This window comes from Pleomorphomonas oryzae DSM 16300 (assembly GCF_000422965.1).
Taxonomy (GTDB): domain Bacteria; phylum Pseudomonadota; class Alphaproteobacteria; order Rhizobiales; family Pleomorphomonadaceae; genus Pleomorphomonas; species Pleomorphomonas oryzae.
Map to the genome: position 1 here is coordinate 236,600 of NZ_AUHB01000006.1, position 26,071 is coordinate 262,670.

The window sequence follows — 26,071 nt, forward strand, 5'->3', positions numbered from 1 at the left end:
GCGCTAAGCGCACATGGTCGCCTTTCACACCGCTTTGGTGATAGCCTCCACAGCGAATCTCAGTGAGGAACGCATGGTCATAGCCTTCGACATCGGCGGTACGAAAATCGCAGCGGCTCGGGTCGATGCCGATATGACGGCCAACGAAATTGGGCGCACACCGACGCCTATCCGTGATTACGACGCCTTCTGTACCGCCATCGCCGATCTCGCCGGGTCGGGCGACGAGCCGATCGGCATCTCCATCGCCGGCGTGGTCGACCCGCGCGATGGCCGGCTCACCGTTGCGAACATTCCCTGCGCCGATGGAAAGCCCCTCGCCGCCGATCTTGAGGCGCGCCTCGATCGACGGGTGCGCGTGCTCAATGACGCCAAGGCCTTTGCCTTGGCCGAAGCCACGGTTGGCCTGGGCAAAGGGCATGCGTCGGTCTTCGCGGTCATCATCGGCACCGGCATCGGCGGCGCCTTCGTCCTCAATGGTCGGCTCGTCATAGGCTCGACCGGCAGTGCCGGCGAATGGGGCCACGGCCCAGCAGCGGCCAACCGCACCGGTGCCGCCCTGCCGATCGTCCGCTGCGGCTGCGGCCAGCCTGGGTGCGTCGATACGATTGGCGGCGCGCGTGGCCTCGAACGCCTGCACCATCAACTCTCGGGTATCGAAGCCGACAGCCCCGCCATTCTCACCGCCTGGCAGCAGGGCGAACCGGATGCCGTTCGCACCCTCGACGTCTACCTCGACGTGGTCGGCGGTGCGCTCGCCAACACCGTCAATATCCTTGACCCCGACATCGTGCCGATCGGCGGCGGTCTGGCGCGCAACGCTGCGCTCATCGCCGCCATCGACGCCGAAGTGCGCGCCCGTACCCTGGGCAAACGGCTGACGCCGCTTTGCCTTCCTACCGAGACCGGCCCGGAGAAGGGCCTGATCGGTGCCGCTCTCCACGTTTTGGAGGCGACACCGACATGACCGTTCACATCGAAGTCTGCATTGACGACGTTCTCAGCCTCGAGGCCTGCTTTGCCGGCGGCGCCGACCGCATCGAGCTCTGCTCGGCGCTCGATCTTGGTGGTCTGACCCCCTCCCCCGGTTTGATCGCCGCCGCCTCCAAATGCCCCTTACCGTCCCGCGCCATGATCCGGCCGCGTGCCGGCGACTTCTGCTTCACCGAGGTCGAAGTGAACGTCATGCTTGCCGACATCGCGGCTATCAAGGCGGTCGGTCTTGCCGGTGTCGTGCTCGGCGCGACAGACGCTGATCATCACCTCGATCAAGCCGTCCTGGCCCGCCTCGTCGCGGCAGCCGAAGGGCTCGGCAAGACGCTGCACCGCGCCGTCGATCTGCTGCCCGACCCCGTCGCTGCCGTCGATCTCGCCATCGAACTCGGCTTCGATTGCATCCTGACGTCCGGAGGCGAACTCAACGCCGAGGCAGGCGCCACTGTTATTAATGCCATGGTGGAGCGTGCCTCAGGCCGGATCGGCATCATGGCCGGCAGCGGCGTTCGCCCCGAAAACGCAGCAACCATCCGGCGATCCACGCGCGCGGACTGGCTGCACTCGTCCTGCTCCCGCGCCATCACCAATGAGAGCGAAATCCGCCATTTCGGCTTTGGACCGGCCGAGCGGCGCCTTGCCGATCCCGATCGCATCCGGGCGCTGAAGGCGGCCGCAACCTCTGGAGAGCCCTCGTGATCCTCAGCGATAACGTCCGGGGGGCTGTCCTTGCGGTTTGCGCTTTCGGCATCTTCTCGATCGCCGATACCATCGTCAAATATGAAACGCAGTTCCTGCCCGTTCCCGCTGTCACGGCGATGGTCACCGGGGCGGCAGCGCTGATCATTGCGCTCTATGCCGTGTTAAAGGGTCAGGGGCGAACGCTTTTGCCGGCGACACCGGCCTTCACGCTCGGCCGTGGCGCGCTGCTGGCCAGTGAAACAGCCGTCATCTACTATGCCTTCTCCGCCATTCCGCTCGCCGACGTCTATGTTTTGACGTTCCTGACGCCGATCTTCGTGTCGGTGATCGCCATCGCTTTCCTGGGCGAACGTCCGTCGCCCCTCGTGGCGATCGGCATCGTGCTCGGTTTCGCCGGGGTGCTCGTCGCCTTCCGTCCCGGCGCCATGACTCTTGAGCTCGGTCATTTCGCCGCTGCCGGATCGGCGCTGATCTTCGCGATAACGCTGGTGATGATCCGCATTGCGCCGCCTCGCGAGTCCGATCTGGCACTGGTCATCAGCCCGATGGTCATCCTGGCGGTGGGCAGTGGGCTGATGACGCTGCTGACGGCCGGCTTTCCGGTGATTTCCATGGGCGAGCTCGCCCTCATCCTGGTCGCCGGCCTCTGCCTGTTCGCGGGCAACCTGCTGATCGTCCGTGCCTATCGCATCGGCGTAGCGTCCTTCCTCGCCCCATTCCAATATTGCCTGATCTTCTGGGGCGCGCTGAACGGCTGGCTGGTATTCGGCGCCTCAGTGGAGCTGTTCACCTGGATCGGCGCGGCGATCATCATCGCCGCCGGATTCATGGTCCTGAGAGCCGACCGGGCCGCCGCCTGAGTCACTGCGCTTCGCTTGCTGCGAGTGGCGCCACGACATAGCCTGCCGTGAGGAGGGGACGGACGTATCCCCCAAACCGCTCCAGGGAGGACGTGATGGCAAATCTTGAGGGAACGGTCGCGGTGGTCACCGGCGCCGGCCGGGGCATCGGGCGGGAAATCGCCCTTCACCAAGCGCGTGGCGGTGCCAAGGTCGCAGCGCTTGCCCGCACCGCCCGCGAAATCGAGGAGACCGCCGCGCTGATTGCCGCCGAAGGTGGCACGGCCATCGCCATCCCGGTGGATCTCGTCGATCGAGCCGCCGTCGAAGCGGCCATCGCCCGTATCGGCAGCGAACTCGGACCGATCGACACTCTCGTCAACAACCATGGCTCCTTCCGCGCCTTCGGTCCGATCTGGGACTGTGATCCCGACGTCTGGTGGAGCGACATCGAGATCAATCTGCGCGGCACCTTCCACACCTGCCGCGCCGTGGCGCCGGCCATGCGCGCCCGTGGGCGCGGCCGCGTCGTCAATCTGGTGGGCGGCGGCACCGGCACCAGTTTTCCCAACGGCTCCGGCTATGCCTCGAGCAAGGCGGCGATCATGCGCTTCACCGAGTGCTTCAACGATACGGTGAAGGATGCTGGCGTCTATGCCTTCGCCGTCGATCCGGGCCTGGTACGCACCGCCATGACCGAACTGCAGCTCAATTCGGATGCTGGCAAGAAGCACCTGCCTGACATCGAGCGGTTGTTCGATGAAGGCGTCAACATCCCGCCCAGTCGGGCCGCCGTCCTGATCGCCGACATTGCCGCCGGGCGCTTCGATAAGCTGGCCGGCCGCATGTTGCGGGGTGTCGAGGATCGCGACGCACTGGAACAGGCGATGGATGATCTCGTTGCCAGCGACGGTCGGGCGCTCAGACTCACCCGCCTGGATATTTGACGGAATAGCGCGGACGACTATCCGGCCGTCTGCGCTTCCGCCTGTGCGAGCAATGCCAGCACGTGGGCGTGGGAGGCTTCGAAGGCCGCCTGCTCTTCCTCCGTGAATCGACAGGCGACCACCGCCTCGCGGCCGGCACGGCCAATGACGCAGGGCACGCTCATCACCACGTCGGAAACGCCATACTCGCCTTGCAGCAGCGTACCGACCGGCAGCACCGAGCGTTCATTGCCGGCAATCGCCCGGATGATGCGGAACACCGAGGCGGCGATACCGTGGTTGGTGTTGCCCTTGCCGGCAAAGATATCCAGGCCGACCTGCAGCACGCGCCGCCGAACCTCGGCGCGATCGATGGGCGGCAGGCCGTTCAGCTCGCAATAGCTGTCGACATCGAGACCACAGACGTTGCACAGGCTCCAGGGAATGAAGCCGGTATCGCTATGGTCGCCGAGTACCCAGCCGAAGATGTTCTTGGGGTCGATCGCCACGTGCTCGCTGACGATGCGCATGAACCGGGCGGTATCGATGATGGTGCCGAGGCTGATCACCCGCTCCTTCGGAAAGAAGGAGTGGCGCAGCACCACCTGAACCAAGATATCGACGGGGTTGGTGACCATCAGCACGATGGCGCTTGGCGACGTCCGCTCCACCTCGGCGATGATCGACTTCATGATGGCACTGTTGATCTGGGCCAGCGCGTCGCGCGTCTGCCCCGGCTTGATCTGCGCCCCCGCGGTGATCACCACGATGTCGCTGCCAGCAGAATCCGCGTAATCGCCGGCGACGAGACGAGGGTTCTGCGCATTGATAAAGGACGTGGTGTGCGAGAAGTCCCAGATCTCCGCCTGCGCCTTGGTGGCCGCCTGATCGACCACCACGATTTCCGAGGCGACGCCGCTATTGAGAAGATGGCCGACCACCTCAGTGCCCACCGCTCCCATGCCGATGACCGTGATCTTCATCCCCGCCCCCTGACGCATGATCTTTGACCGAAGCTAGATCACTTCGCATGTGAAGGGCAATCGCCGGGCGGAGTCGTTGCCGGCGATCACTATGACTTTTTTATATCTTTGCGCCCCGTTCCGTCTCGAACCCCTATGCGGTTCGGTCCTACCCTAAGTGCAGAATTCGTAAACCTTCCGCCTCCCGTCGCGGCAATGCGGAAGGTGAATTCGCGCGCGGTGAGGCCTTCGAAAAGGTGAAGGCAAACCGCCGCCCCGGATCGACTTGGGAGTCGCACAAATGGATATCGTCCTGTCCCTTTCAGGCATCGTCTTTTTTGTTCTGATGCTCGGCTACGTCAGGGCCTGCGAACGACTTTGAGCTTTGGAGTTCCAACTATGCTGTTCGAATACATTTTGGGCGGGGCCACAGCGGCGTTCCTCTCGGCCTATCTGATTTACGCCCTCGTCCGCCCCGAACGCTTCTGAAGCACCGGCCAGGAAAATTCCCATGACCATCAATGGATGGATACAGATCCTCGTCTTCTGCGGGATCATCATTGCCCTCATCAGGCCGCTCGGCGGCTATATGACGGCGGTGTTCAACGGCGAGCGGACACCGCTCTCGCTGGTTCTCGGCCCGGTCGAGCGAGGTCTCTACCGCCTCGCCGGCACCAGCGAGCGGGAGGAACAGCACTGGACCGCCTATGCGATATCCATGCTGCTGTTCAATCTCCTCGGCTTCCTGGTGCTCTATCTGGTGCTGCGCCTGCAGGGCTTTCTGCCGCTCAACCCCACCGGCATGGCCAACGTACCACCGGAGCTATCCTTCAACACCGCCGCCAGCTTCGTGACCAACACCAACTGGCAGAACTACGGCGGCGAAAGCACCATGTCGTATCTGACCCAGATGCTGGGGCTGACGGTCCAGAACTTCCTGTCGGCGGCCACAGGTATCGCGCTGGCCATGGCGCTGATCCGGGGCTTTGCCCGAAAATCGGCTCGCACCGTGGGTAATTTCTGGGTCGATATGACACGCGGCACGCTCTACCTGCTGCTGCCGATCTCGATCATCATGACGCTCGTCCTCGTCTGGCTCGGCATGCCGCAGACACTGAGCGGCTCCATTGACGCAACGACGCTGGAAGGCGCCAAGCAGACCATCGCGGTCGGCCCGGTCGCCTCCCAGATCGCCATCAAGATGCTGGGCACCAACGGTGGCGGTTTCTTCAACGCCAACGCCGCCCATCCCTTCGAAAACCCCGACGCCTTCTCCAACCTCATCCAGATGGTGGCGATCTTCGCCATCGGCGCGGCGCTGACCAACGTTTTCGGCCGCATGGTCGGCAACGAGAAGCAGGGCTGGGCGATCTTCGCCGCCATGGGCACCTTGTTCCTGGTCGGCGTCGCCGTCTGCTACTGGGCCGAAGCGGCCGGCAATCCGCTGGTCCATGCCCTCGGCATCGACGGCGGCAACATGGAAGGCAAGGAAGCGCGCTTCGGCACGGCGTTGTCGGCCCTGTTCGCGGTCATTACCACCTCTGCCTCCTGTGGCGCGGTCAACGCCATGCACGACAGCTTCATGGCACTCGGCGGCATGATCCCGCTGATCAACATGATGCTCGGCGAGATCATCGTCGGCGGCGTCGGTGCCGGCTTCTACGGCATCCTGATGTTCATCGTCATCGCCATCTTTGTTGCCGGCCTGATGGTCGGTCGCACGCCGGAATATCTCGGCAAGAAGATCGAGGCCAAGGAAGTGAAGATGGCCATGCTGGCCGTCCTCTGCCTGCCGCTCGCCATGCTCGGCTTCGCCGCCGTCGCAATGGTGCTGCCGACCGGCGTCGCCTCGATCGCCAACGCCGGGCCCCACGGCTTCTCGGAGATCCTCTACGCCTATACCTCGGCGGCGGCCAACAACGGCTCGGCCTTCGGCGGCCTTTCCGGCAACACGTCCTGGTACAACATCACCCTCGGTATTGGCATGCTGATGGGCCGCTTCCTGGTGATCATTCCGGTGCTGGCCATTGCCGGCTCCATCGCCGCCAAGAAGACCGTGCCCGAATCTGCCGGCACCTTCCCCACCGACGGCACGCTGTTCGTTGGCCTTCTGGTCGGCGTCATCGTCATCGTCGGCGGCCTCACCTTCTTCCCGGCGTTGGCGCTCGGACCGGTGGTCGAACACCTGGCAATTGCCGCCGGCCAGACCTTCTGAGCCTCGGACGGACAAGGAGTTTTTCATGAGCAAGTCCAGATCCGCGAGCCTCCTCGACGCCGGCATCCTGCTGCCGGCCATCGGCGGGGCCTTCCGCAAGCTCGACCCGCGCAGCCTGATCAGAAACCCGGTGATGTTCGTCGTCGCCGTCGTCTCGGCGCTGACCACCGTGCTTCTCGTCAAGGATGTCGTCACCGGCAGCGGGCACCTCGGCTTTTCCTTTCAGATCGTCGTCTGGCTGTGGTTCACCCTGCTGTTTGCCAACTTCGCCGAGGCGGTGGCCGAGGGGCGCGGCAAGGCGCAGGCCGATGCCTTGCGTCGCACCCGCACCGAAACGCAGGCCAAGCTCATCACCGGCAGCGACAAGGCCTACCGGATGGTTCCCGGCCACAGCCTCAAGGTCGGCGACGTGGTGCTGGTCGAGGCGGGGGATATCATCCCCTCCGACGGCGAGGTGGTCGAGGGTGTCGCCTCGGTCAACGAGGCGGCGATCACCGGCGAGTCTGCCCCGGTCATCCGTGAATCCGGCGGCGATCGCTCGGCGGTAACCGGCGGCACCGAGGTGCTGTCCGACTGGATTCGCGTGCGCATCACGGCGGCCGCCGGCTCCACCTTCATCGATCGCATGATCGCGCTGGTGGAAGGCGCCGAGCGTCAGAAGACGCCCAACGAAATCGCCCTCAATATCCTTCTGGCCGGCATGACGCTGATCTTCGTGCTGGCAACGGTGACCATCCCGAGCTTTGCCAGCTACGCCGGTGGTTCCATCCCGGTGGTCGTGCTGGTTGCCCTGTTCGTGACGCTGATCCCGACCACCATCGGCGCGCTGCTGTCGGCCATCGGCATCGCCGGCATGGACCGTCTCGTCCGCTTCAATGTGCTGGCCATGTCCGGCCGCGCGGTCGAGGCGGCCGGCGACGTCGACACGCTACTGCTCGACAAGACCGGCACCATCACGCTCGGCAACCGTCAGGCCACGGCGCTTCACCCGGTGGGTGGCGTCACCGTCGAGGCCCTCGCCGACGCGGCGCAGCTCGCCTCGCTGGCCGACGAGACGCCCGAGGGACGGTCGATCGTCGTGCTCGCCAAGGAGAAGTATGGCCTCAGGGGGCGGGAAATGGAGAGCCTGCACGCCACGTTCGTGCCCTTCACCGCCCAGACCCGGATGAGCGGCGTCGACTACGACGGCCTCAGCATCCGCAAGGGCGCCGTCGATGCCATCCTCGCCCAGGCCGAACCGACCGCCGCGGCGGCATTGCGCGAAACGCGGTCGACCGCCGACGGCATCGCCAAGACCGGCGGCACGCCGCTGGCCGTGATGCGGAACGGTCAGGTGCTTGGCGTCGTCGAGCTCAAGGACATCGTCAAGGGCGGCATCCGCGAGCGCTTTGCCGAACTGCGCCGCATGGGCATCCGCACCGTAATGATCACCGGCGATAACCCGATGACCGCCGCCGCCATCGCCGCCGAAGCCGGTGTCGACGACTTCCTCGCCCAGGCCACGCCCGAGGACAAGTTGAACCTCATCCGTGCCGAACAAGCCAAGGGCAAGCTGGTGGCCATGTGCGGCGACGGCACCAACGACGCGCCTGCCCTCGCCCAATCGGATGTCGGCGTTGCCATGAACACCGGCACCGTTGCCGCCCGCGAGGCCGGCAACATGGTGGACCTCGACAGCGACCCGACCAAGCTCATCGAGATCGTCGAAATCGGCAAGCAGCTGCTGATGACACGTGGTGCGCTCACCACCTTCTCGATCGCCAACGACGTCGCCAAGTATTTCGCCATCATCCCCGCCATGTTCCTGGCCTTCTATCCGCAGCTCGGCGCGCTCAACGTGATGGGCCTTGCCACGCCGCAAAGCGCCATCCTCTCGGCGATCATCTTCAACGCCCTGATCATCGTGGCGTTGATCCCGCTGGCACTGAGGGGCGTTCGCTACCGGCCGGTCGGCGCCGGCGCACTACTCACGCGCAACCTCCTCATTTACGGCCTCGGCGGCATCATCGTGCCGTTCATCGGCATCAAGGCGATCGATCTCGCCGTCACCGCCCTCGGCCTCGTTTGAAGGACCATTCCCATGTTGAAACAACTGAGGCCCGCAGCGGTCACCCTCATCGTCCTGGCGGCCCTCACCGGCCTCGCCTACCCGCTGGCCATGACCGGCATCGCTCAGGCCATCTTCCCTCATCAGGCCGCCGGCAGCCTGATCGAAAAGAACGGCGTCGTGGTCGGCTCGGAGTTGATCGGGCAGAGCTTTGCCGGCGAGACCTATTTCCACGGCCGTCCCTCGGCCGCCGGAAACGGCTACGACGCATCAAGTTCGGGCGGCTCCAACCTCGGTCCCGCCAATCCCAAGCTGATCGACCGCATCCGCGCCGACGCCGAAAAGCTGAGAAGCGAGAATCCCGGCGCAGCGGTGCCGATGGACCTGGTCACCACCTCCGGTAGTGGCCTCGATCCGCACATCTCGCCTGAGGCGGCCTACTTCCAGGTTCCACGCGTCGCAAAGGCCAGGGCTCTCGATCCGGCGGCGGTCAAGACGCTGGTGGATGCTGCGATCAGTGGCCGCGAGTTGGGTTTCATGGGCGAGCCGACCGTCAACGTGTTGAAACTCAACCTCGCTCTCGACGACCTGCAGAAGAAGTGATCGAATCCCGTCGGGGCCGGTCCACGGCCCCGACCCGCACCACGAGGACAACATGCCCTTGGACGATCGGAATGCCGATGACAGGCCTTCCCCGGACGCTCTGCTCGAGAGTGCCGAGCGGGAGGAACGCGGTCGCCTGAAAATCTTCCTCGGCGCGGCGCCCGGTGTCGGCAAGACCTATGAAATGCTGATGGCCGGTCGAGCCCGCCGGGCCGATGGCACCGACGTCGTCATCGGCGTGGTCGAAACGCACGGACGGCAGGAAACCCAGGCGCTGCTCGACGGCTTCGAGATCGTCCCTCGCCTCAAGCTCGGCTACAAGGGCCATGAGCTCGACGAGATGGACCTCGACGCCGTCATATCCCGCCGGCCTGAGCTTGTCCTCGTCGACGAGCTTGCCCACAGCAACGTCGAGGGCAGTCGCCATCCCAAGCGCTATCTCGATGTCGAGGAACTGCTCAGCCGGGGCATCGACGTCTACACGACGCTGAACATCCAGCACGTCGAGAGCCTCAACGACGTCGTCGCCCGTATCACCCGCATCCGAGTTCGCGAGACGGTGCCGGATTCGATCATCGACCGGGCCGACGATATCGAGATCATCGACCTGACGCCGGACGACCTGATCCGGCGGCTGCACGAGGGTAAGATCTACCTGCCCAAGACGGCAACGCGCGCGACGGCCAACTATTTCTCGCCGGGCAACCTCACCGCCTTGCGCGAGCTGGCCTTGCGGCGCACCGCCCAGCGCGTCGACGACCAGCTGGTCAGCCACATGCAGGCCCATGCCATCGCCGGTCCCTGGGAAGCCGGCGAGCGGGTACTGGTCTGCATCGACGAGCACCCCCGTTCGGCCGCCCTGGTGCGCTACGCGCGCCGACAGGCCGATCGTCTCAGGGCGCCATGGGCAGCGATCCACGTGGAGAACGCCCGTTCGGTGGCCCTGGCGGAAACCAACAAGGACCGACTGGCCGACCACCTCCGCCTTGCCGAACAGCTTGGTGGCGAGGCCGTCACCATCCCCGGTCAGGACGTGGCCCGTGATATTCTCCGCTACGCCAAAGCCAATAACTTCACCCACATCGTCGTCGGCAAGCCCCATAAACCGCGCTGGCGGGAGTGGTTCGAAGGATCGGTGTCGCATGACCTGATCCGCCGGTCCGGCGACATCAGCATTCACGTCATCTCAGGGGCTCAACCGGCCACCGCACCGACCAAAGGCGTTCGCACGGCGACGCCGGCGACGACCTTCAACATCAAGCCCTATCTCGTTTCTACCCTCTATGTGGCAGGCGCACTGGCCATCAGCGGCGCGCTCGATCGTTTCCTCGACGTCCGCAACCTTGCCTTGGTTTTCCTGATGGGTGTCCTGGCGTCGGCGGTCACGTCCGGTCTGTGGCCGGCGCTTTACGCCTGCCTCGCCAGTGCGCTCGCCTTCAATTTCTTCTTCCTGGAGCCGCGTTACACACTGACCATCCGCGACCCGGAAAGCGTGGTCGCCCTGGTGGTGTTTCTGATCGTGGCCGTGACCGCCAGTAACCTCGCAGCCCGGTTGCACCGGCAAGCGGCCGCCGCCCGGCAACGGGCGCGGATGACCGACGACCTCTATCAGTTCTCGCGCAAGCTGGCCGGCACGGGCACCCTCGACGACGTGCTCTGGGCGACGGCCTACCAGATCGCCGCCATGCTGCGGGTGCGGGTGGTGATTCTGATGCCCGAGAGTGACACGCTCGCCGTCAAGGTCGGTTATCCGCCGGATGACGTGCTGGTCGACGCCGACATCGCCGCCGCCCGCTGGGCCTGGGAGCACAAGCAGGCCGCCGGGCGCGGGGCCTATACGCTGCCCGGCGCCAAGCGCCTCTACATGCCTCTTAAGACGGGCCGCACGCCGATCGGTGTCATCGGCCTCGATAACGACAAGCCGGGGCCGTTGCTGACGCCCGAAGAGCAGCGCCTGTTCGACGCCCTCGCCGATCAGGCCGCCGTCTCCATCGAGCGGATCCAGCTGGTTGCCGACGTCGAGTCCGCCAAGCTGGCCGCCGAGGCCGACCGATTGAGAACGGCGCTGCTGTCGTCGATCTCGCACGACCTCAAGACGCCGCTGGCCGGCATTCTCGGCGCGGCCGGTACCCTCAACGATTACGCCTCCTCGCTGCCGGATGCCGACCGGACCGAACTCGTCTCGACCATCGTCGAGGAATCCGAGCGCCTGCACCGCTTCATCGGCAACCTGCTCGACATGACGCGATTGGAATCGGGCGCCACGCAACCAAACGCCTCGCTGCATTTCCCCGGAGACATCGTCGGCAGCGCCCTTCGGCGCGCCGGCCGGCTGCTGGCCCGCCACACGCTCGACGTGGCATTGCCCAGCGATCTGCCGATGCTCAGGGTCGACGCCGTGCTCTTCGAACAGGTCATCTTCAATCTGCTCGACAATGCCGCCAAATACGCGCCGCCGGCCTCCACCATCGCCATCCAGGGCTGGCGAGACGGTGACCACGTGGTATTACGCCTTCTCGACGAGGGGCCCGGCATTCCTCCGGAGGATCTCGAACGCGTCTTTGACAGCTTCTATCGGGTGCGCAAAACCGACCATGTCCCGGCCGGCACCGGCCTCGGCCTTGCCATCTGTCGCGGCTTTATCGAGGCGATGGACGGCACCATCACCGCGGCGAACCGCGCCGACCGCTCGGGAGCAAGTTTCACCATCCGCCTTCCCATCCCCCCGCAGACCGACAGTCTGGAAGAGCCATCATGACAGCCCCGGCGGTCAAAATACTGGTCGTGGACGATGAAGCGCCGATCCGCCGGCTTCTGCGGGTTGGGCTGACAACGGAAGGCTACGTGGTCGTCGAAGCGGCCGACGCCGGCGAGGCCAACGCCGAGATCGCGCGCGAAAAGCCGGATGTCATCATCCTCGACCTCGGCCTGCCCGACGTCCAGGGCCACGATCTCCTCGCCGGCTGGCGGGCCTCGGGGCTCGAGCTGCCGATCCTCATCCTGTCGAGCCGTACCGATGAAACCGGCATCGTCAAGGCGCTGGAACTCGGGGCCGACGACTACGTCGCCAAGCCCTTCGGCGTCGCCGAGCTGGCGGCGCGCGTGCGCGTCGCCCTGCGTCATCGTCTGCAACAGCAGGGCGAGCGGCCGATCTTCCAGGTCGGAGACCTCTCCGTCGATCTTGTGAAGCGCATCGTCAAAGTGGCGGGGCGGGAGGTCAGCCTTTCCCCCAAGGAATACGACATTCTTCGCCTCATGGTGCAGCATGCCGGCAAGGTGCTGACGCATCAGCATATTCTTCGGCAGGTCTGGGGCGGATCGGCGGACGTGCAGTATCTGCGCGTCTACGTCCGGCAGCTCCGGCAGAAGATCGAGACCAGCCCCGACCAACCCCAATACATCCTCACCGAGACGGGAGTTGGATACCGGCTTCGCGCTTCGGAGTGAGCCCCAAGCCTTTCCGCACTGCCGACAGACACCCTCTTGAAACGAGAAGGCCATGCAACTCGCCGACATGATCGAGCCGCAGAACGTGCTCATCAACCACACGGTTGCCTCGAAGGCAGACCTCCTCCGTGACCTTGCCGGTCTTGCCTCCGAGCGGACCGGCATCGATGCGAACGCCATTCTCGGGCCGCTGGTCAACCGCGAGGGCCTCGGCTCGACCGGTGTCGGCAACGGCATCGCCATTCCCCACGCCAACGTCCCCGACCTCCTGGCCCCTCTCACGCTGCTGGTCCGACTAAAGCGGCCCATCGACTTCGAGGCGATCGACGAGAAGCCCGTCGACATCGTCTTTCTCGTGCTTTCGCCGGCCCACAAGGGCTCGGCGCACCTCAACCTTCTCGCCTGCATTGCCCGCAGTGCGCGATCGGAAACGTGGTCGCGAGCGGTCAGGCAGGCGCCCTCGCCTGCCGCCCTTCACGTGTTGCTCGCCAGCGCGCCCAGCTGAAGGTTCAACACGTCAGGCCAATCGATCAGCGCAACAGACCCTGGCCGCCGTCGATCCAGATCGGCGTGCCGGTAATATGCGACGACGCATCGCCCACCAGGAAGGCGATGAGGTGAGCGACGTCTTCCGCCTTGCCCGACCGCCCGCCCGTCAGGGGAACCTGCCCCTCCGGCCAGACCACCGGAATGAGCGTCTCCTCCTCGGCACGTACCGTTGTGCTGTCGTCAATGTTGGTCTCGATCGCCCCCGGACAGACGGCGTTGACCCGAATGCGGTGCCGTCCGAGTTCCAGTGCCAGTTGGTACACCATGGCGAGCTGAGCTGCCTTGGTGGCCGAATAGGCGGTGGCGCCGGGAGAGGTGAAGGTCCGTGTCCCGTTGATCGAGGAAACAACGACGATGGAGCCACCGTCGCCCTTCTTGAGGTGAGGCACCGCGAAGCGCAGGGTCAGATAGGTACCGCGCAAGTTGACGGCAATTGTCTTGTCCCACTCGTCGGACTTGATGTCCTCGATCGGCGCCCAGGTGCCGTTGATGCTGGCGTTGGCCACTACCGCGTCGAGCCGGCCAAAGCGATCGATGAGTTTCGAGACCGCCGCCTCCATCTGGTCTTCTTGGGAAATATCAGCGTCGAGCCTCTCCACCTCAGCGCCGGATTCGCGGAGGCGTTGTGCGACCTCCTCAAGTTCCGATGGCGTGCGCCCGAGCAACCCCACGGCAAAGCCATTGCCAGCCAATTCGATGGCTGTGGCCCGCCCAATGCCGGATCCCGCACCTGTAACCAGAGCAACTTTTGCAGTCGGCATTCGTTTGTCTCCCGATTATACGTCAATTATACCTAAAGTTGCATCTTTCTTTGAAACCGAATTGATGACGTTTCCATCATTCACTTCGCAAGCCGCCTTCCGGTAAGGGACTCAATAGAGTATGATGTGCGTCGGTCGCATAGCCTTGGGTTGTATCGCCTTGGGCCTTCGCAAATCCCAGCGTCTCAGTTCTCCGTCGGGTTTGTTTCAATTTCCGGCACAGCGTCGATTAACGAGCCTACGGGTGCGTTCATTCGCGGATCGAATCGTGTCGTCAAACGATTGTTCCCAAGCGTGTGTTCTCTCTTTTCGGGGAACCAATGCATGACGGTTTGGTTCCAAACCATGTGAGATGTCGGATCGTCGTCCGGCAGAAAAGGTTGGCGCGCCCGTGACCCGGAAACTCGAAATCCCGCCCTTCGACAGCGACGACGAACAGACCTTCGACCGAATGGAATCGGACACATATGCCAAGATTCATATCGTGAGGCGGTTCGAACCGCTGGCCGTCCTGGCCGTTGCCTCGGAGGCCTTTCCGGTGGTCAAGACCGGCGGGCTTGCCGACGTCATCGGATCGCTGCCAAAGGCCCTGCTATCGCAGGGGGTTGCCACGCGGACGCTCATTCCGGCCTATCCGATCGTACTGGCCAACTGCGGAGATAAAGAAGTCGTCGGGCAGATGTCGGTGCTCGGCGAGAACGTTACGCTTTGGGCCAGCCATTGCCATGGGCTAGAGCTGCTGCTGGTCGACTGCCCGGCGTTATTCGACCGGCGCGGTGGCCCGTATCTCGATGATCAGGGCAAAGACCATCCCGACAATTGGCGGCGCTTCGCCCTGCTATCGGCTGTCGGCGCCCGGATCGCCGCCGAGGGCGTGGAGGATTGGCGCCCTGACATCGTGCAACTTCACGACTGGCAAGCCGGCCTCACCGCCGCCTACATGCGGGCAGCCAGCGTCGATATACCCACCATCATCACCATTCACAATCTGGCCTTTCAGGGACAATTTCCCGCCAGTGTTTTCCCGGCGCTCGGGTTGCCCGACCATTTCTTTCATGTCAACGCGCTCGAGTATTATGGCGACATCAGCTTCTTGAAAGCCGGCATCCGCATGAGCGACGCCGTCACGACGGTGTCGCCAACCTATGCCCGGGAGATCTTGAGCGAGGAGCTGGGGATGGGCATGGCCGGCGTATTGCAAAGCCGGCGATCGGTTCTGTCAGGCATCGTCAACGGCATTGATGAGGACATCTGGAATCCACTGACCGATCCCTACATTGACCAAAATTACGGCCTTGAGACAATTGAACAAAGGCAGGCGAACCGCGAAGCGGTCGAACGTGTTTTCGGCCTGACGCCGGGAGACGGAGCCATCATCAGTATCATCAGCCGCCTCACCTGGCAGAAGGGCATAGACCTTCTAGCTCCCGTAGTGCCGGGGATCATCGACCGTGGGGCGCGCCTGATCGTGATTGGTGAAGGCGATCCGAACATCGTCCATGGCCTTGCCGAACAGGCCCAGATGCATTCCGGCCGTGTTGTCGTCCATCTCGGCTTCAGCGAAGAATCCGCCCATCTGCTGCATGCCGGAAGCGATATCGTCATCCAGCCGTCCCGTTTCGAGCCCTGCGGACTGACCCAGCTCTATGCTTTGCGGTATGGCGCCATTCCGATCGTCGCCCGCACGGGTGGGCTGGCCGAGACGGTGATCGATGCCAACGAGGCTGCGATTGCGGCCGGCGTGGCAACCGGCTTTCAGTTTCGTCCCGGTTCGATCGAGGATCTTTACAATGCCATCGATCGAGCCCTGACGACCTTTGAGAACGTCCGCTCTTGGCACCGGTTGCAAACCCAGGCGATGCGGACAGATTTTGGTTGGGGGCGTAGCGCCGACCGCTATGCCCGGCTTTATCGACAGCTCACTCGCCGCCACGCCGACTCCGCAGGGTGACAAAGCACTCTGCTGGGGTCAGTCAGGAGGGCACCAGCCAGAACCGAAGACCTGCCGCAACGACAGAGACAACCGCTACCCCGGCCAGCCAGTAGCCAGCGAACCAGAGAAGACGCACCAGCATCGGTCGAATCGTCATCAGTGGTAGCCGTCTTCCGGCCGCACCTTGCCACGGAAAACCCAATAGGCATAAGCGGTATAGGCCAGGATGATGGGGATCAGCACCAACGCTCCGACCAGCAGGAAGGCGAGACTCGCGTGCGGCGCAGCCGCCTCGGCGATGGTGAGCGAGGGTGGCACGATATAGGGGTAGAAGCTGATGCCGATGCCAGCAAACCCCAGCGCGAACAGCCCCAGCGAGGCGAGAAACGGGTGCAGGTCCTTCTGGCTGTTGAGTCCGGAGATAATGACGGCGACGCAGACGAGCACGAGCAGCGGCACGAGAATGCTGAAAATCACCGCCGGGAAGCTCAGCCAGCGGCCGAGATAGTGCGGTCCGATCAGCGGCGTCCACAGGCTGAAGACGCCCATTCCAAGCAGGGTGAGATAAGTTGCCCGGCGAGCGATATGCCGCGCCCGATCGGCGAGATCGTCAGTGGTTTTGAACACGAGCCAGGTCGCGCCAAGCAATCCATAGCCGATGACGAGCGAAACGCCCGTTGCCACTGAAAAAGGGGTCAGCCAGTTCCACCAACCGCCGGCATAAGCTCGATCGGCCACCTGGATGCCTTCGATCAGCGCGCCGAGCGCAATACCTTGTGAGAAGGCGGCTACCGTCGAACCGATGGAAAAGCCCCAGTCCCAGACAGGCAGCCAGCGTTCGGTGCGCCACCTGAATTCGAAGGCGACGCCGCGGAAGATCAACCCCAGCAGCATGGCCGTCAGTGGAATGTAAAGCGCCGGCAGCACGACGGCATAGGCAAGAGGAAAGACCGCCATCAGACCACCGCCGCCGAGCACCAGCCAAGTCTCGTTGCCATCCCAGACGGGCGCGACGGTATTCATCATCGTGTCGCGATCCCGCTTTTCACGGAAGAACGGGAACAGGATGCCAATGCCGAGATCAAAGCCGTCCATGACCACATAGGCAAGAACCGCGAAGGCGATCAGGAAGGCCCAGATGAAAGCGAGATCAATGCCCATGGCTGCCTCCCTGCGGATTGCCCTGAGCAGGGCCTGGCGTAATACCGGCGGTCCTGACCGGCCCCTTATCGAGCTCTGCTTCCTCAGCTTCGGCGGGCATGCGCGCCATCAAGCGGAGGATGTAGAAAATCCCCGCTCCGAAGACAAAGAAATACACCACCACGAAGGCCGTCAGCGAGGCCGCGACAGCGGGCGCGGCCACCGGAGACAAGGAATCGGCCGTCAGCAGATGGCCGTAAACCGTATAGGGCTGGCGCCCGACCTCGGTGGTTATCCAGCCGGCAAGCACGGCCAAAAAGCCGGCCGGCCCCATGGCCACAGCGGCCCGGTGCAGCCAACGGTCCGTCGTCAGCCGTCCGCGCCACCAGGTAACAGCCGACCATAGGCCGAGAAGCAGCATAGCCATGCCCAACGCGACCATGACGCGGAACGACCAGAAGATAACGACGACCGGTGGCTCCAGTTCATCGGGGATGGTGTCGAGGCCGGCGAGCGGCTTGGTCCAACTATGGGTGAGGATCAGGTTGGAAAGGCCGGGAATCGATATGGCGTAATCGACGCGTTTGTTTTGCTGATCCGGCAATCCGAACAGGATCAGCGGCGCCCTGCCCTCGGGATGGCTTTCGAAGTGTCCCTCCATCGCCATGATCTTGGCCGGCTGATGCTCAAGCGTGTTGAGGCCGTGGAAATCGCCCGCCACGATCTGCAGCGGTGCCACCACCGCCACCATGCCCATGGCCATGGTGAACATGGTCGCACTGCGCCGTAACGCGGTTCCCTTCAAAAGATGCCAGGCGCCACAGGCACCGACGACCAACGCCGTGGTGAGATAGGCAGCCAGCACCATGTGCACGAGGCGATAGGGAAACGATGGGTTGAAGATGATGGCCCACCAGTCGAGAGGCACAAACTGCCCTGCCGCGTTGGTGCCGAAGCCCTGCGGTGTCTGCATCCACGAATTGGCGGCAATAATCCAAGTGGCCGACAATAACGTGCCGACGGCAACCATGCCGGTCGCGAACAGGTGCAGGCCATGGCCGACACGCTTGAGACCGAACAGCATGACGCCGAGGAAGCCTGCCTCGAGGAAGAAGGCCGTCAGCACCTCATAGCCCATTAGCGGCCCGATCACCGGACCGGCCTTATCCGCGAACCGGCTCCAGTTGGTGCCGAACTGATAGGACATGACGATGCCGGACACCACGCCCATGGCAAAAGCCACCGCGAAGATCGTTTTCCAGAAGTCGAACAGCTCCTCGTAGACCTGTCGCTTGGTGATCAGCCACAGCGTGTTGAGCACGAAGAGATAGCTGGCCAGACCAATGGTGAAGGCGGGCAAAACGATGTGGAAGGCAATTGTGAAGGCAAACTGCAACCGTGCGAGCAGCAGGGCATCGAGGTGTTCAAGCATCAGGTGCGTTTCCCTTCCCTGCCAAGCGGCCCGCCAACCAGTGGCCGATCAAAGATACGGTTCGTGAAATGGATCGGCCCGCGCCGGATCGCCGAGTCAGCTCGCCTGCATCTCCATGCATGTTCCCACGCGCAACGTTCTTTGTCCGGGAAAAGTTCCGTGAACGCTTCAGCAATGCCGACAAGGGGCCCCTACTGCTGGACCGAATGGGGAGGAAATTGCTTTTGATCTTCGCCGCGGCCGAGGTTTCCACCGAGGCGGATCGCTCCGATCACCACCACGACGACAAGCAGCAGTCCCAAGCCTAGCAACAGCGGATTGATGCGCATTTTCCGTCCTTTCAATGCGTGTCGATGTCTCTGGCCTAACTCGGTACCTGCGAACTTGTTCCGATACCTCGTAAAAAATGCCATGGCGCGGGAACCAAAGCCCTTCTGCGCACTTCAATAGGTGGGCGTTTTTTACGAAGGAGATGGCGCGCGATGGTGATCTTAAGCGTCCTTGTGACGGGCCTATTCGGCCTGATCCTGCTGGGCGGCGGGATTTATCTCGTCGTTCTCGGAGGCAGTGCCTATTACGTTCTTGCCGGTGGCGGCCTGCTGATCACCGCCCTTCTGCTTTATCGACGAAGCGCCCATGCTCTCACCGTCTATGCCGCGGTCCTGTTCGGCACGTTGATCTGGGCGCTGTGGGAGGTTGGCTTCGACTGGTGGCAACTCGGGCCGCGAGGCGGTGTGCCCGTCTTGCTGGGTCTCTGGCTGCTGCTGCCTTTCGTCCGACGGAAGCTCGACCGAGCACCGACATCTCCGAGCCTTGGCAGTCTGCCGGCGCTGGCTTTGGTCGGCGCCTGCGCCCTGTCGGCGGTCGTGGCAGGCTGGTCGATGTTCATCGACCCTCACGACTTGGAAGGCCACCTGCCCGGCAAGAAGGGGCAGGCCGCCGCCGATCAGCGCGGCGTACCCGATGCCGACTGGTGGCAATATGGCCGGACGCCGCTTGGCCAGCGCTATTCGCCGCTCACGCAGATCAACGCCGAGAATGTCAATGATCTCAAGGAAGCCTGGCGCTACCAGACAGGCGACGTGAAGCGCCCTGAAGATGTCGGCGAGACCACCTATCAGGTAACGCCGCTCAAGGTCGCCGACACGCTCTACCTTTGCACGCCGCACAACTGGGCCATCGCCCTCGACGCGGCGACCGGCAAGGAAAAGTGGAAATACGATCCGCAGGTCGGCCTCAATCCCAACCGTCAGCACCAGACCTGTCGTGGCGTAACCTATTACCGCGACACCGCCGCGACAGCCGCCGCTCCCTGCGCGGAACGCATCTATCTGCCAACCTCCGACGCGCGTTTGATCGCGCTTGATGCTCGCACCGGTACCGTCTGCACTTCTTTCGCAGACAAGGGCGTGCTGCATCTCGAAACCGGCATGAAATACAAGCCTGAGGGCTACTATTACTCGACTTCGCCTCCCGTCATCGCTGGGCGAAAGATCATCATCGGCGGTGCCGTCAACGACAACTATTCGACCCAGGAGCAGTCCGGCGTCATCCGTGCCTTCGATGTCGATAGCGGCGCTCTGATCTGGAACTGGGACTCCGGCAACCCGACGCAAACCGCACCGCTGCCGCCGGGCCAGACCTACACCACCAACTCGCCGAACAGCTGGTCGGTGTTCAGCGTCGATGAAGCGCTGGGGTTAGTCTACATCCCCCTCGGCAATCAGGTGCCCGACCAGCTTGGCATGGGCCGAAGCGCCAATGTCGAGAAATACTCTTCGTCGATCGTCGCTCTGGACGTGGAAACGGGCAAGGACCGCTGGGTCCGCCAGACCGTCCATCACGACCTCTGGGACATGGACGTGCCGGCCCAGCCGGCTCTCCTCGATCTGACCAAAGCCGACGGCACCACCGTGCCGGCCCTCGTCGGTGCGACCAAGCAGGGTGACATCTATGTGCTCGACCGGCGCACAGGCGAGCCGATCATACCCGTCACCGAGCAACCGGCGCCCGGCGGTGCGATCCCCGAAGATTTCTCGGCGAAAACCCAGCCGATTTCCGCCCTCACCTTTACGCCTCCGCCCCTTCAGGAGCGGGACATGTGGGGCGTCACCATGTTCGATCAGCTGGCTTGCCGCATCAGCTTCCACAAGCTGAACTACGAGGGCCGCTATACGCCCCCCTCGTTGAACGGCACGCTGGTCTATCCTGGCAACTTCGGCGTCTTCAATTGGGGTAGCGTTGCCGTCGATCCCGAACGGCAGGTGATGTTCGGCATGCCGACCTACCTCGCCTTCACCTCGCGTCTCGTGCCGCGGGCCGACATTCCTGCTCCTGGCCAAGGCAGCAAAGGCAGCGAGCAAGGACTTAATCGTAATGAAGGCGCGCCCTATGGCGTCGTGATGGGGCCGTTCCTCGGCCCGCTCGGAATCCCCTGCCAGTCGCCGCCGTGGGGCTATGTCGCCGGTGCGGATCTTTCCACCGGCAAGATCGTCTACAAGCATCGGAACGGCACGGTCTACGACATGACAGCCCTTCCCCTGCCGATCAAACTCGGCGTACCCGGCATCGGCGGCCCGATGATCACCAAGGGGGGCGTGGCCTTCCTGGCGGCGGCGGTGGACAACTACCTTCGCGCCTATGATCTGACGACTGGCAAGCAGCTCTGGCAGGCCCGCCTGCCGGCTGGCGGTCAGGCCACGCCGATGACCTATGCCCTTGCCGACGGCCGCCAGATGGTGGTGATCGTGGCGGGCGGACACGGATCGATCGGCACCAAGGCGGGCGACTATGTGATCGCCTACTCGCTCCCCTAAGACCCGCAGCGCGGCGGTGAACCTCGTCGCCGCGTCCTGCCAGCTCATTCAACCTGCGTTTTCAGAACTCATCCGTCGCACGAGCTCGAATTGCACGTTTTCGGGGAACAAAGGCCGATGCCTGTGGTTCTCCCAAAAGACGGGTGAGCGGAGCACGAGCGCCGATGATCCAACAGGGGGCCGCCATCCCCGCCAGCGGCTCGCCGCCCCAGAGCGTTGTGAGCCAGTCGGCGGCGGCCGGATTTTGCCGAACAGCTAGAATGGAGCGATAAACATGGCCAAGCAGGCAACGCAAGACAAGCGCACGACGGCGAAAATCCATGATCAGACATTGCTGCGCGGTGAAGGCGGCGAACTGCACCAGACGCGGACCGGCGACGCGGCCGTTCTCACCACGGCGCAAGGCGCCCCGGTTTCCGATGACCAGAACACCTTGAAGGTCGGCGCGCCCGGCCCTGCATTGATTGAGGACTTTCATTTTCGCGAGAAAATCTTCCATTTCGACCACGAACGCATTCCCGAACGGGTGGTCCATGCGCGTGGCTATGGTGCGCACGGCTTTTTCGAGACCTATGAATCGCTGGCTGAATATACCCGCGCCGACATCTTCCAGCGCCCCGGCGAGAAGACGCCGGCCTTTGTCCGTTTCTCGACGGTCGCCGGTTCCAAGGGCTCGTTCGACCTCGCGCGCGACGTACGCGGGTTCGCGGTGAAGCTCTACACCAAGGAAGGCAATTGGGATCTCGTCGGCAACAACATCCCGGTGTTCTTCATCCAGGACGCCATCAAGTTTCCCGACGTCATCCATTCGGTCAAGCCGGAGCCCGATCGCGCCTTTCCTCAGGCTCAGTCGGCCCACGACAATTTCTGGGACTTCATTTCGCTGACGCCGGAATCGATGCACATGATCATGTGGGTCATGTCGGACCGGGCCATTCCCCGCTCCTTCCGTTTCATGGAAGGCTTTGGCGTGCACACCTTCCGGCTTCTCAACGAGCGTGACGAATCCACCTTCGTCAAGTTCCTATGGAAGCCCAAGCTCGGCCTGCAGTCGGTGATGTGGAACGAGGCGGTGAAGATCAATGGCGCCGATCCCGACTTCCACCGACGCGATCTTTGGAATGCCATTCAGTCGGGCAACTTCCCGGAGTGGGAGCTTTGCGTCCAGCTGTTCGACCAGGACTTTGCCGACAGCTTCGACTTTGACGTGCTCGATCCAACCAAGCTCATTCCCGAGGAGATCCTGCCGCCACGCCCGGTCGGCCGGCTTGTTCTCGACCGGATGCCGGACAACTTCTTCGCCGAGACCGAGCAGGTCGCCTTCATGACGCAGAACGTGCCGCCGGGCATCGATTTCTCGGACGACCCGCTGCTGCAAGGCCGCAACTTCTCCTACCTCGACACCCAGCTGAAGCGGCTCGGCAGCCCCAATTTCACGCATATTCCGATCAATGCGCCTAAATGCCCCTTCGCGCATTTCCAGCAGGATGGGCACATGGCAATGCGTAACCCGGCGGGGCGCGTCAACTACCAGCCGAACTCCTGGGGTGAGGGTCCGCGCGAGGATCCCCTTCGCGGAGCGCGCTCCTTCGGCCAGCCGATTAACGCACCCAAGGCGCGGCTGCGGCCGGAGAGCTTCGCCGATCACTACAGCCAGGCGCGTCAGTTCTTCAATAGCCAGACCACGCCGGAACAAAAGCACATCGCCATGGCGCTGACCTTCGAGCTCAGCCGCTGTGAAAACCCGGTCATTCGCGAGCGGATGGTCGCCCATCTTCTCAATATCGACGAGGCGCTCGGCGCTGCCGTCGCCGACAAGCTTGGCATCGAAAACCTGCCCAAGCCAGCTGACGCGGCTATTCCACCCCGCGATGATTTGCCGGCCTCCCCCGCCCTCAGCATCATCCAGAATGGCCCGAAGAGCTTCGCCGGGCGCAAGGTGGGTATTCTGGTTTCCAACGGTTGCGACGGCAAGCTGCTCAAGGCGCTCCAGACTGCCATCGAGAAGGAAGGAGCGATGGTGGAATTGGTCGCGCCCAAGGTCGGCGGCGTCGTCACGGCCAACGGCGCGCATCTGCCGGTGCAGTATATGATCGACGGCGGCCCTTCGGTGTTGTTCGACGCCGTCGCTCTGGTGCTGTCTGAAGAAGGCGCTCAGAGGTTGGCCAAGGAAGCCACCGCGCGCGACTTCGTGGCTGACGCCTTTGCCCATTGCAAGTTCATCGCCTTCACTCCCGAGGCTGCGCCGCTGTTCGAAAAGGCTGGTGTGGCCCCGGATGCCGACGAGGGGCTCATCAATCTCGCGGGCAGCGCTTCGATATCCACGTTCATCGAAAGCTGCCGCAAGCTTCGCCTGTGGGCACGCGAGGCGGCCGTGAAGCTCTGAGAATGCCGATGGCCGATCAAGGTTTGGTCCATGGCCCGCTGGGGCCGGGCGCGTTGCATCTCTGCGTCGACATGCAACGGCTGTTCGGCCCCGGATACCCTTGGGCGATGCCATGGTTGGAACGGGTGACGCCGACGATCGAGACGATTTGCGGGCGCCATGCCGATCGCACGCTATTCACGCGCTTCATTCCCGCCGCGCGCCCCGGCGAAGGACGTGGAACTTGGGCACGCTATTATCAGCGCTGGGCTGACATAACGCTTGAGAAACTCGACCCCGAAGCCGTGCGGATCATACCCGCTCTCGAACGCTTTGCGCCGCCGGCGCGCGTTCTCGACAAACGTGTCTACTCCCCATGGACCGAGGGACAGTTGGACGCGATGCTCGCGGCCTCCGATATCGACACGCTGGTCATCACTGGTGGCGAAACAGATGTTTGTGTCTTGGCCTCGGCGCTTGGGGGCATCGATCGAGGCTTTCGGGTGATCCTCGTGGGCGACGCACTCTGCAGCTTCATCGACAAGACGCACGACGCCTTGATGGAGCTCTACCTCACCCGATTTACCGAGCAGCTCGAGGTCGCCAGCGCCGAAGAGGTTCTCGAAAACTGGCGCTAGCCGGAAAACCGAATCCGGCGGGAACCACCGGCCACCTCGCGGGTTGGACACTGGAGCGTTGTTTCAACGGAGAGAGCCATGACTGCCCGTCTGCAGGAACTCGAAGACGAGTATCGCGACTATCTCATCGAAAGCGGCGACGCACCGCCGGACATTCTCCGTCTCACCGCACAGGATTTCGTTCGCCGCAACCAAGAACTCGCCGCACCCGAGGGACGCCTCGGCGGCAACCGTTGCGACCCACGCATCACCGAAATGGCCGCCTTGGTCGGCTATCAGGCCTGACGCCCTGCCGAGGCAACTTGACCCCCGCCTTATGGCGTTTGCCTCGGCCAACTTTTCCCCGCGAAGCCAAGGTTCCGCCGGGCGCGCGGGGTTTTCTTTTTTCAGCCGCTTGGCGATCGCTCAAAGTCGAAAATGCCCTGTGTTGCCAATGCAGCGGCGCCACGAGCCCAGGAGCCAGGGACCCAATCCGGTAGCAGTTCCGGCTTGGAAAAGAACACGCGCTCTTCCATGGCTCGCCGAATAGGTCCGATAAGGGTCTCGCCGAATTGGACCGCCTCGCCCCCGACGACGATGACCTCCGGATCGAACAGATTGACCAGATCGGCAAGATGGTGGCCGATCCGCGCGCCGGCTTCTTCAAGAATGGAGATCGCGACCGGAACACCGGCTTCGACCGCCGCCACGAAATCCGCGCGTGACGCCGACTTCGTACCGTGGCTCGCCCGCCATACCTCCAGCATGTAGGGCTCAGCCGCGTGGGCCATCAGACACCCGTGACGCCCGCATTCGCAGAGTCTGCCGTTCGGGACCGACGTGATATGGCCGAACCTGCCAGCGACGTTGCGAGCGCCTCGGTAGATCTCGCCATTGATGATCAAAGAGGTGCCAATTCCGGTTCCGACGGCGAGCGCAACGAAATTCCGGCGATCGCGGCCGGCTCCGAACAGCTTTTGCGCAACGGCAAACGCGCTGATGTCGTCATCGATCCAGGTGGGCACATGCACATGCTCTCCAAGCAGCTCGCCAAAGGGCAAATCGTGCCAGCCGAAGCGTGGGCTCCGACGACAGATGCCGCTGCTGACATCGACTTCACCGGGAATGGAAACCCCTATCCCCATGACTTCGGACTGTAGACGGCCGCTCTCGGCAAGCATCTGGGGCATGGCCTCCGAGATCGCCTTGATCATGCCCGCCGGGCTGGTGTCGGATATCGGTGCGTGCCAGGTCACCAGAGGATTGGTCGCAAGATCGGTCAGCACGCAGTCGATGCCGTCGGCGTTGAGCTTGAAACCAAAAGCCAGGTGAGCCTCGTAGTTGATATCGATCGGAACCGGCCGCCGGCCGGTGGCGCCGCTCACCGCCTCCCGCTCGATGATCAGGGTCTCTTCCACCAGCTCCGCCACCACGAAAGTGACCGCCGCCGGACTGAGGCCGGTGATGGTTGCGATTTCCGCGCGCGAAACGGGGCCATGGCGGCGCAGGAGGTTGAGGATGAGCCGCCGGTTCAGCGCTCGCGATGTACTGGAATTGCCCCGCACGATGTCCTCTTAGTTTATTTCTTAAATTAACTCTTGGCGCTCTGCTGAAACTAGGGTATCAGATTTCATAAGGCAATCGGGGAGAGGTTGCCCGCGCGGCTTATTTCCGCGCCTGGAGGCAAACATCAGTCTTGCAGTCATTGAGCTTCGAGCGGGTGC

Annotated in this window: 23 protein-coding genes; 16 read left to right on the plus strand and 7 right to left on the minus strand. The window is 63.4% G+C overall.

From position 1 onward, the window contains the following. Window positions 1–73 precede the first annotated feature (73 nt). The 4 genes from G522_RS26580 to G522_RS0112280 all read left to right on the plus strand — a co-directional run bounded on the left by G522_RS26580 (window position 74) and on the right by G522_RS0112280 (window position 3,481). Window positions 74–967 (plus strand): ROK family protein, encoded by an 894-nt coding sequence (locus G522_RS26580; protein WP_036839046.1) that lies wholly within the window; start codon window positions 74–76, stop codon window positions 965–967. Further along, a complete protein-coding gene (locus tag G522_RS0112270; RefSeq protein WP_026791306.1) occupies window positions 964–1,692 on the plus strand; it encodes a copper homeostasis protein CutC in 729 nt (242 codons plus the stop codon). The genes G522_RS26580 and G522_RS0112270 overlap by 4 nt, the downstream gene beginning before the upstream one ends. Next, a complete protein-coding gene (locus G522_RS0112275) occupies window positions 1,689–2,555 on the plus strand; it encodes a DMT family transporter (RefSeq protein ID WP_026791307.1) in 867 nt (288 codons plus the stop codon). Before G522_RS0112270 ends, G522_RS0112275 begins: the two co-directional genes overlap by 4 nt. Before the next feature lie 95 nt (window positions 2,556–2,650). Beyond that, window positions 2,651–3,481, plus strand: coding sequence for an SDR family NAD(P)-dependent oxidoreductase (locus tag G522_RS0112280; protein ID WP_026791308.1), 831 nt, complete (start codon window positions 2,651–2,653; stop codon window positions 3,479–3,481). 17 nt (window positions 3,482–3,498) lie between these two features. On the opposite strand, the gene G522_RS0112285 is transcribed toward G522_RS0112280, so the two are convergent. Continuing rightward, a complete protein-coding gene (locus G522_RS0112285; RefSeq protein WP_026791309.1) occupies window positions 3,499–4,443 on the minus strand; it encodes a lactate/malate family dehydrogenase in 945 nt (314 codons plus the stop codon). Window positions 4,444–4,821: 378 nt separating this feature from the next. Between G522_RS0112285 and kdpF the strand changes: the two genes are divergently transcribed. Genes kdpF through G522_RS0112325 form a run of 7 tightly spaced genes read left to right on the plus strand, consistent with a single transcriptional unit; the run spans window position 4,822 to window position 13,239 of the window. Further along, window positions 4,822–4,911 carry a K(+)-transporting ATPase subunit F gene (gene kdpF, locus G522_RS29575; RefSeq protein WP_084633147.1) on the plus strand — a complete coding sequence of 30 codons (90 nt, stop codon included), beginning with the start codon at window positions 4,822–4,824 and terminating at the stop codon, window positions 4,909–4,911. A 22-nt stretch (window positions 4,912–4,933) separates the two neighbouring features. Next, complete coding sequence (gene kdpA, locus G522_RS0112300) at window positions 4,934–6,637, plus strand: potassium-transporting ATPase subunit KdpA (RefSeq protein WP_026791310.1); 1,704 nt, start codon at window positions 4,934–4,936, stop codon at window positions 6,635–6,637. Between the two features lie 25 nt (window positions 6,638–6,662). Next, on the plus strand, window positions 6,663–8,705 hold the full coding sequence (kdpB, locus tag G522_RS0112305; protein WP_026791311.1) for a potassium-transporting ATPase subunit KdpB: 2,043 nt from the start codon (window positions 6,663–6,665) through the stop codon (window positions 8,703–8,705). A gap of 12 nt (window positions 8,706–8,717) precedes the next feature. After that, window positions 8,718–9,287 (plus strand): potassium-transporting ATPase subunit KdpC, encoded by a 570-nt coding sequence (gene kdpC / locus G522_RS0112310; protein WP_026791312.1) that lies wholly within the window; start codon window positions 8,718–8,720, stop codon window positions 9,285–9,287. Between the two features lie 52 nt (window positions 9,288–9,339). Further along, entirely contained in the window at window positions 9,340–12,045 is a 2,706-nt protein-coding gene (locus G522_RS0112315; RefSeq protein ID WP_026791313.1) for a sensor histidine kinase, read from the plus strand. Beyond that, on the plus strand, window positions 12,042–12,734 hold the full coding sequence (locus tag G522_RS0112320; RefSeq protein ID WP_026791314.1) for a response regulator: 693 nt from the start codon (window positions 12,042–12,044) through the stop codon (window positions 12,732–12,734). The genes G522_RS0112315 and G522_RS0112320 overlap by 4 nt, the downstream gene beginning before the upstream one ends. Before the next feature lie 52 nt (window positions 12,735–12,786). Further along, on the plus strand, window positions 12,787–13,239 hold the full coding sequence (locus G522_RS0112325) for a PTS sugar transporter subunit IIA (RefSeq protein ID WP_026791315.1): 453 nt from the start codon (window positions 12,787–12,789) through the stop codon (window positions 13,237–13,239). Window positions 13,240–13,264: 25 nt separating this feature from the next. Here G522_RS0112325 and G522_RS0112330 read toward each other — a convergent pair whose 3' ends face one another. Next, window positions 13,265–14,044, minus strand: a complete 780-nt coding sequence (locus tag G522_RS0112330) for an SDR family oxidoreductase (RefSeq protein WP_026791316.1) — start codon at window positions 14,042–14,044, stop codon at window positions 13,265–13,267. 502 nt (window positions 14,045–14,546) lie between these two features. Here G522_RS0112330 and glgA point away from each other — a divergent pair. Continuing rightward, entirely contained in the window at window positions 14,547–15,995 is a 1,449-nt protein-coding gene (gene glgA / locus G522_RS26585; RefSeq protein WP_036839164.1) for a glycogen synthase GlgA, read from the plus strand. Window positions 15,996–16,017: 22 nt separating this feature from the next. Here the strand turns inward: glgA and G522_RS30040 are convergent, their stop codons facing one another. The 4 genes from G522_RS30040 to G522_RS30045 form a co-directional block, all read right to left on the minus strand. After that, a complete protein-coding gene (locus tag G522_RS30040; protein WP_156886922.1) occupies window positions 16,018–16,134 on the minus strand; it encodes a DUF2474 domain-containing protein in 117 nt (38 codons plus the stop codon). Further along, window positions 16,134–17,138, minus strand: a complete 1,005-nt coding sequence (cydB, locus tag G522_RS0112345; RefSeq protein ID WP_026791317.1) for a cytochrome d ubiquinol oxidase subunit II — start codon at window positions 17,136–17,138, stop codon at window positions 16,134–16,136. The genes G522_RS30040 and cydB overlap by 1 nt, the downstream gene beginning before the upstream one ends. Then, window positions 17,128–18,549, minus strand: a complete 1,422-nt coding sequence (locus G522_RS0112350; RefSeq protein ID WP_026791318.1) for a cytochrome ubiquinol oxidase subunit I — start codon at window positions 18,547–18,549, stop codon at window positions 17,128–17,130. Before G522_RS0112350 ends, cydB begins: the two co-directional genes overlap by 11 nt. A 191-nt stretch (window positions 18,550–18,740) precedes the next feature. Beyond that, window positions 18,741–18,878: a hypothetical protein gene (locus tag G522_RS30045; RefSeq protein ID WP_156886923.1), complete on the minus strand. Its 138-nt coding sequence runs from the start codon at window positions 18,876–18,878 to the stop codon at window positions 18,741–18,743. 153 nt (window positions 18,879–19,031) lie between these two features. On the opposite strand from G522_RS30045, the gene G522_RS0112360 reads away from it, so the two are divergent. From G522_RS0112360 to G522_RS0112375, 4 genes are all read left to right on the plus strand, one after another. After that, window positions 19,032–21,365: a glucose/quinate/shikimate family membrane-bound PQQ-dependent dehydrogenase gene (locus G522_RS0112360; RefSeq protein ID WP_026791320.1), complete on the plus strand. Its 2,334-nt coding sequence runs from the start codon at window positions 19,032–19,034 to the stop codon at window positions 21,363–21,365. 274 nt (window positions 21,366–21,639) lie between these two features. Further along, on the plus strand, window positions 21,640–23,751 hold the full coding sequence (katE, locus tag G522_RS0112365; protein ID WP_026791321.1) for a catalase: 2,112 nt from the start codon (window positions 21,640–21,642) through the stop codon (window positions 23,749–23,751). 2 nt (window positions 23,752–23,753) lie between these two features. After that, window positions 23,754–24,368: a cysteine hydrolase family protein gene (locus tag G522_RS0112370; protein WP_342663896.1), complete on the plus strand. Its 615-nt coding sequence runs from the start codon at window positions 23,754–23,756 to the stop codon at window positions 24,366–24,368. Window positions 24,369–24,446: 78 nt separating this feature from the next. Further along, window positions 24,447–24,653: a hypothetical protein gene (locus tag G522_RS0112375; protein WP_026791323.1), complete on the plus strand. Its 207-nt coding sequence runs from the start codon at window positions 24,447–24,449 to the stop codon at window positions 24,651–24,653. A gap of 101 nt (window positions 24,654–24,754) precedes the next feature. Here G522_RS0112375 and G522_RS0112380 read toward each other — a convergent pair whose 3' ends face one another. Then, a complete protein-coding gene (locus tag G522_RS0112380) occupies window positions 24,755–25,912 on the minus strand; it encodes an ROK family transcriptional regulator (protein ID WP_026791324.1) in 1,158 nt (385 codons plus the stop codon). Window positions 25,913–26,071: the final 159 nt, after the last annotated feature.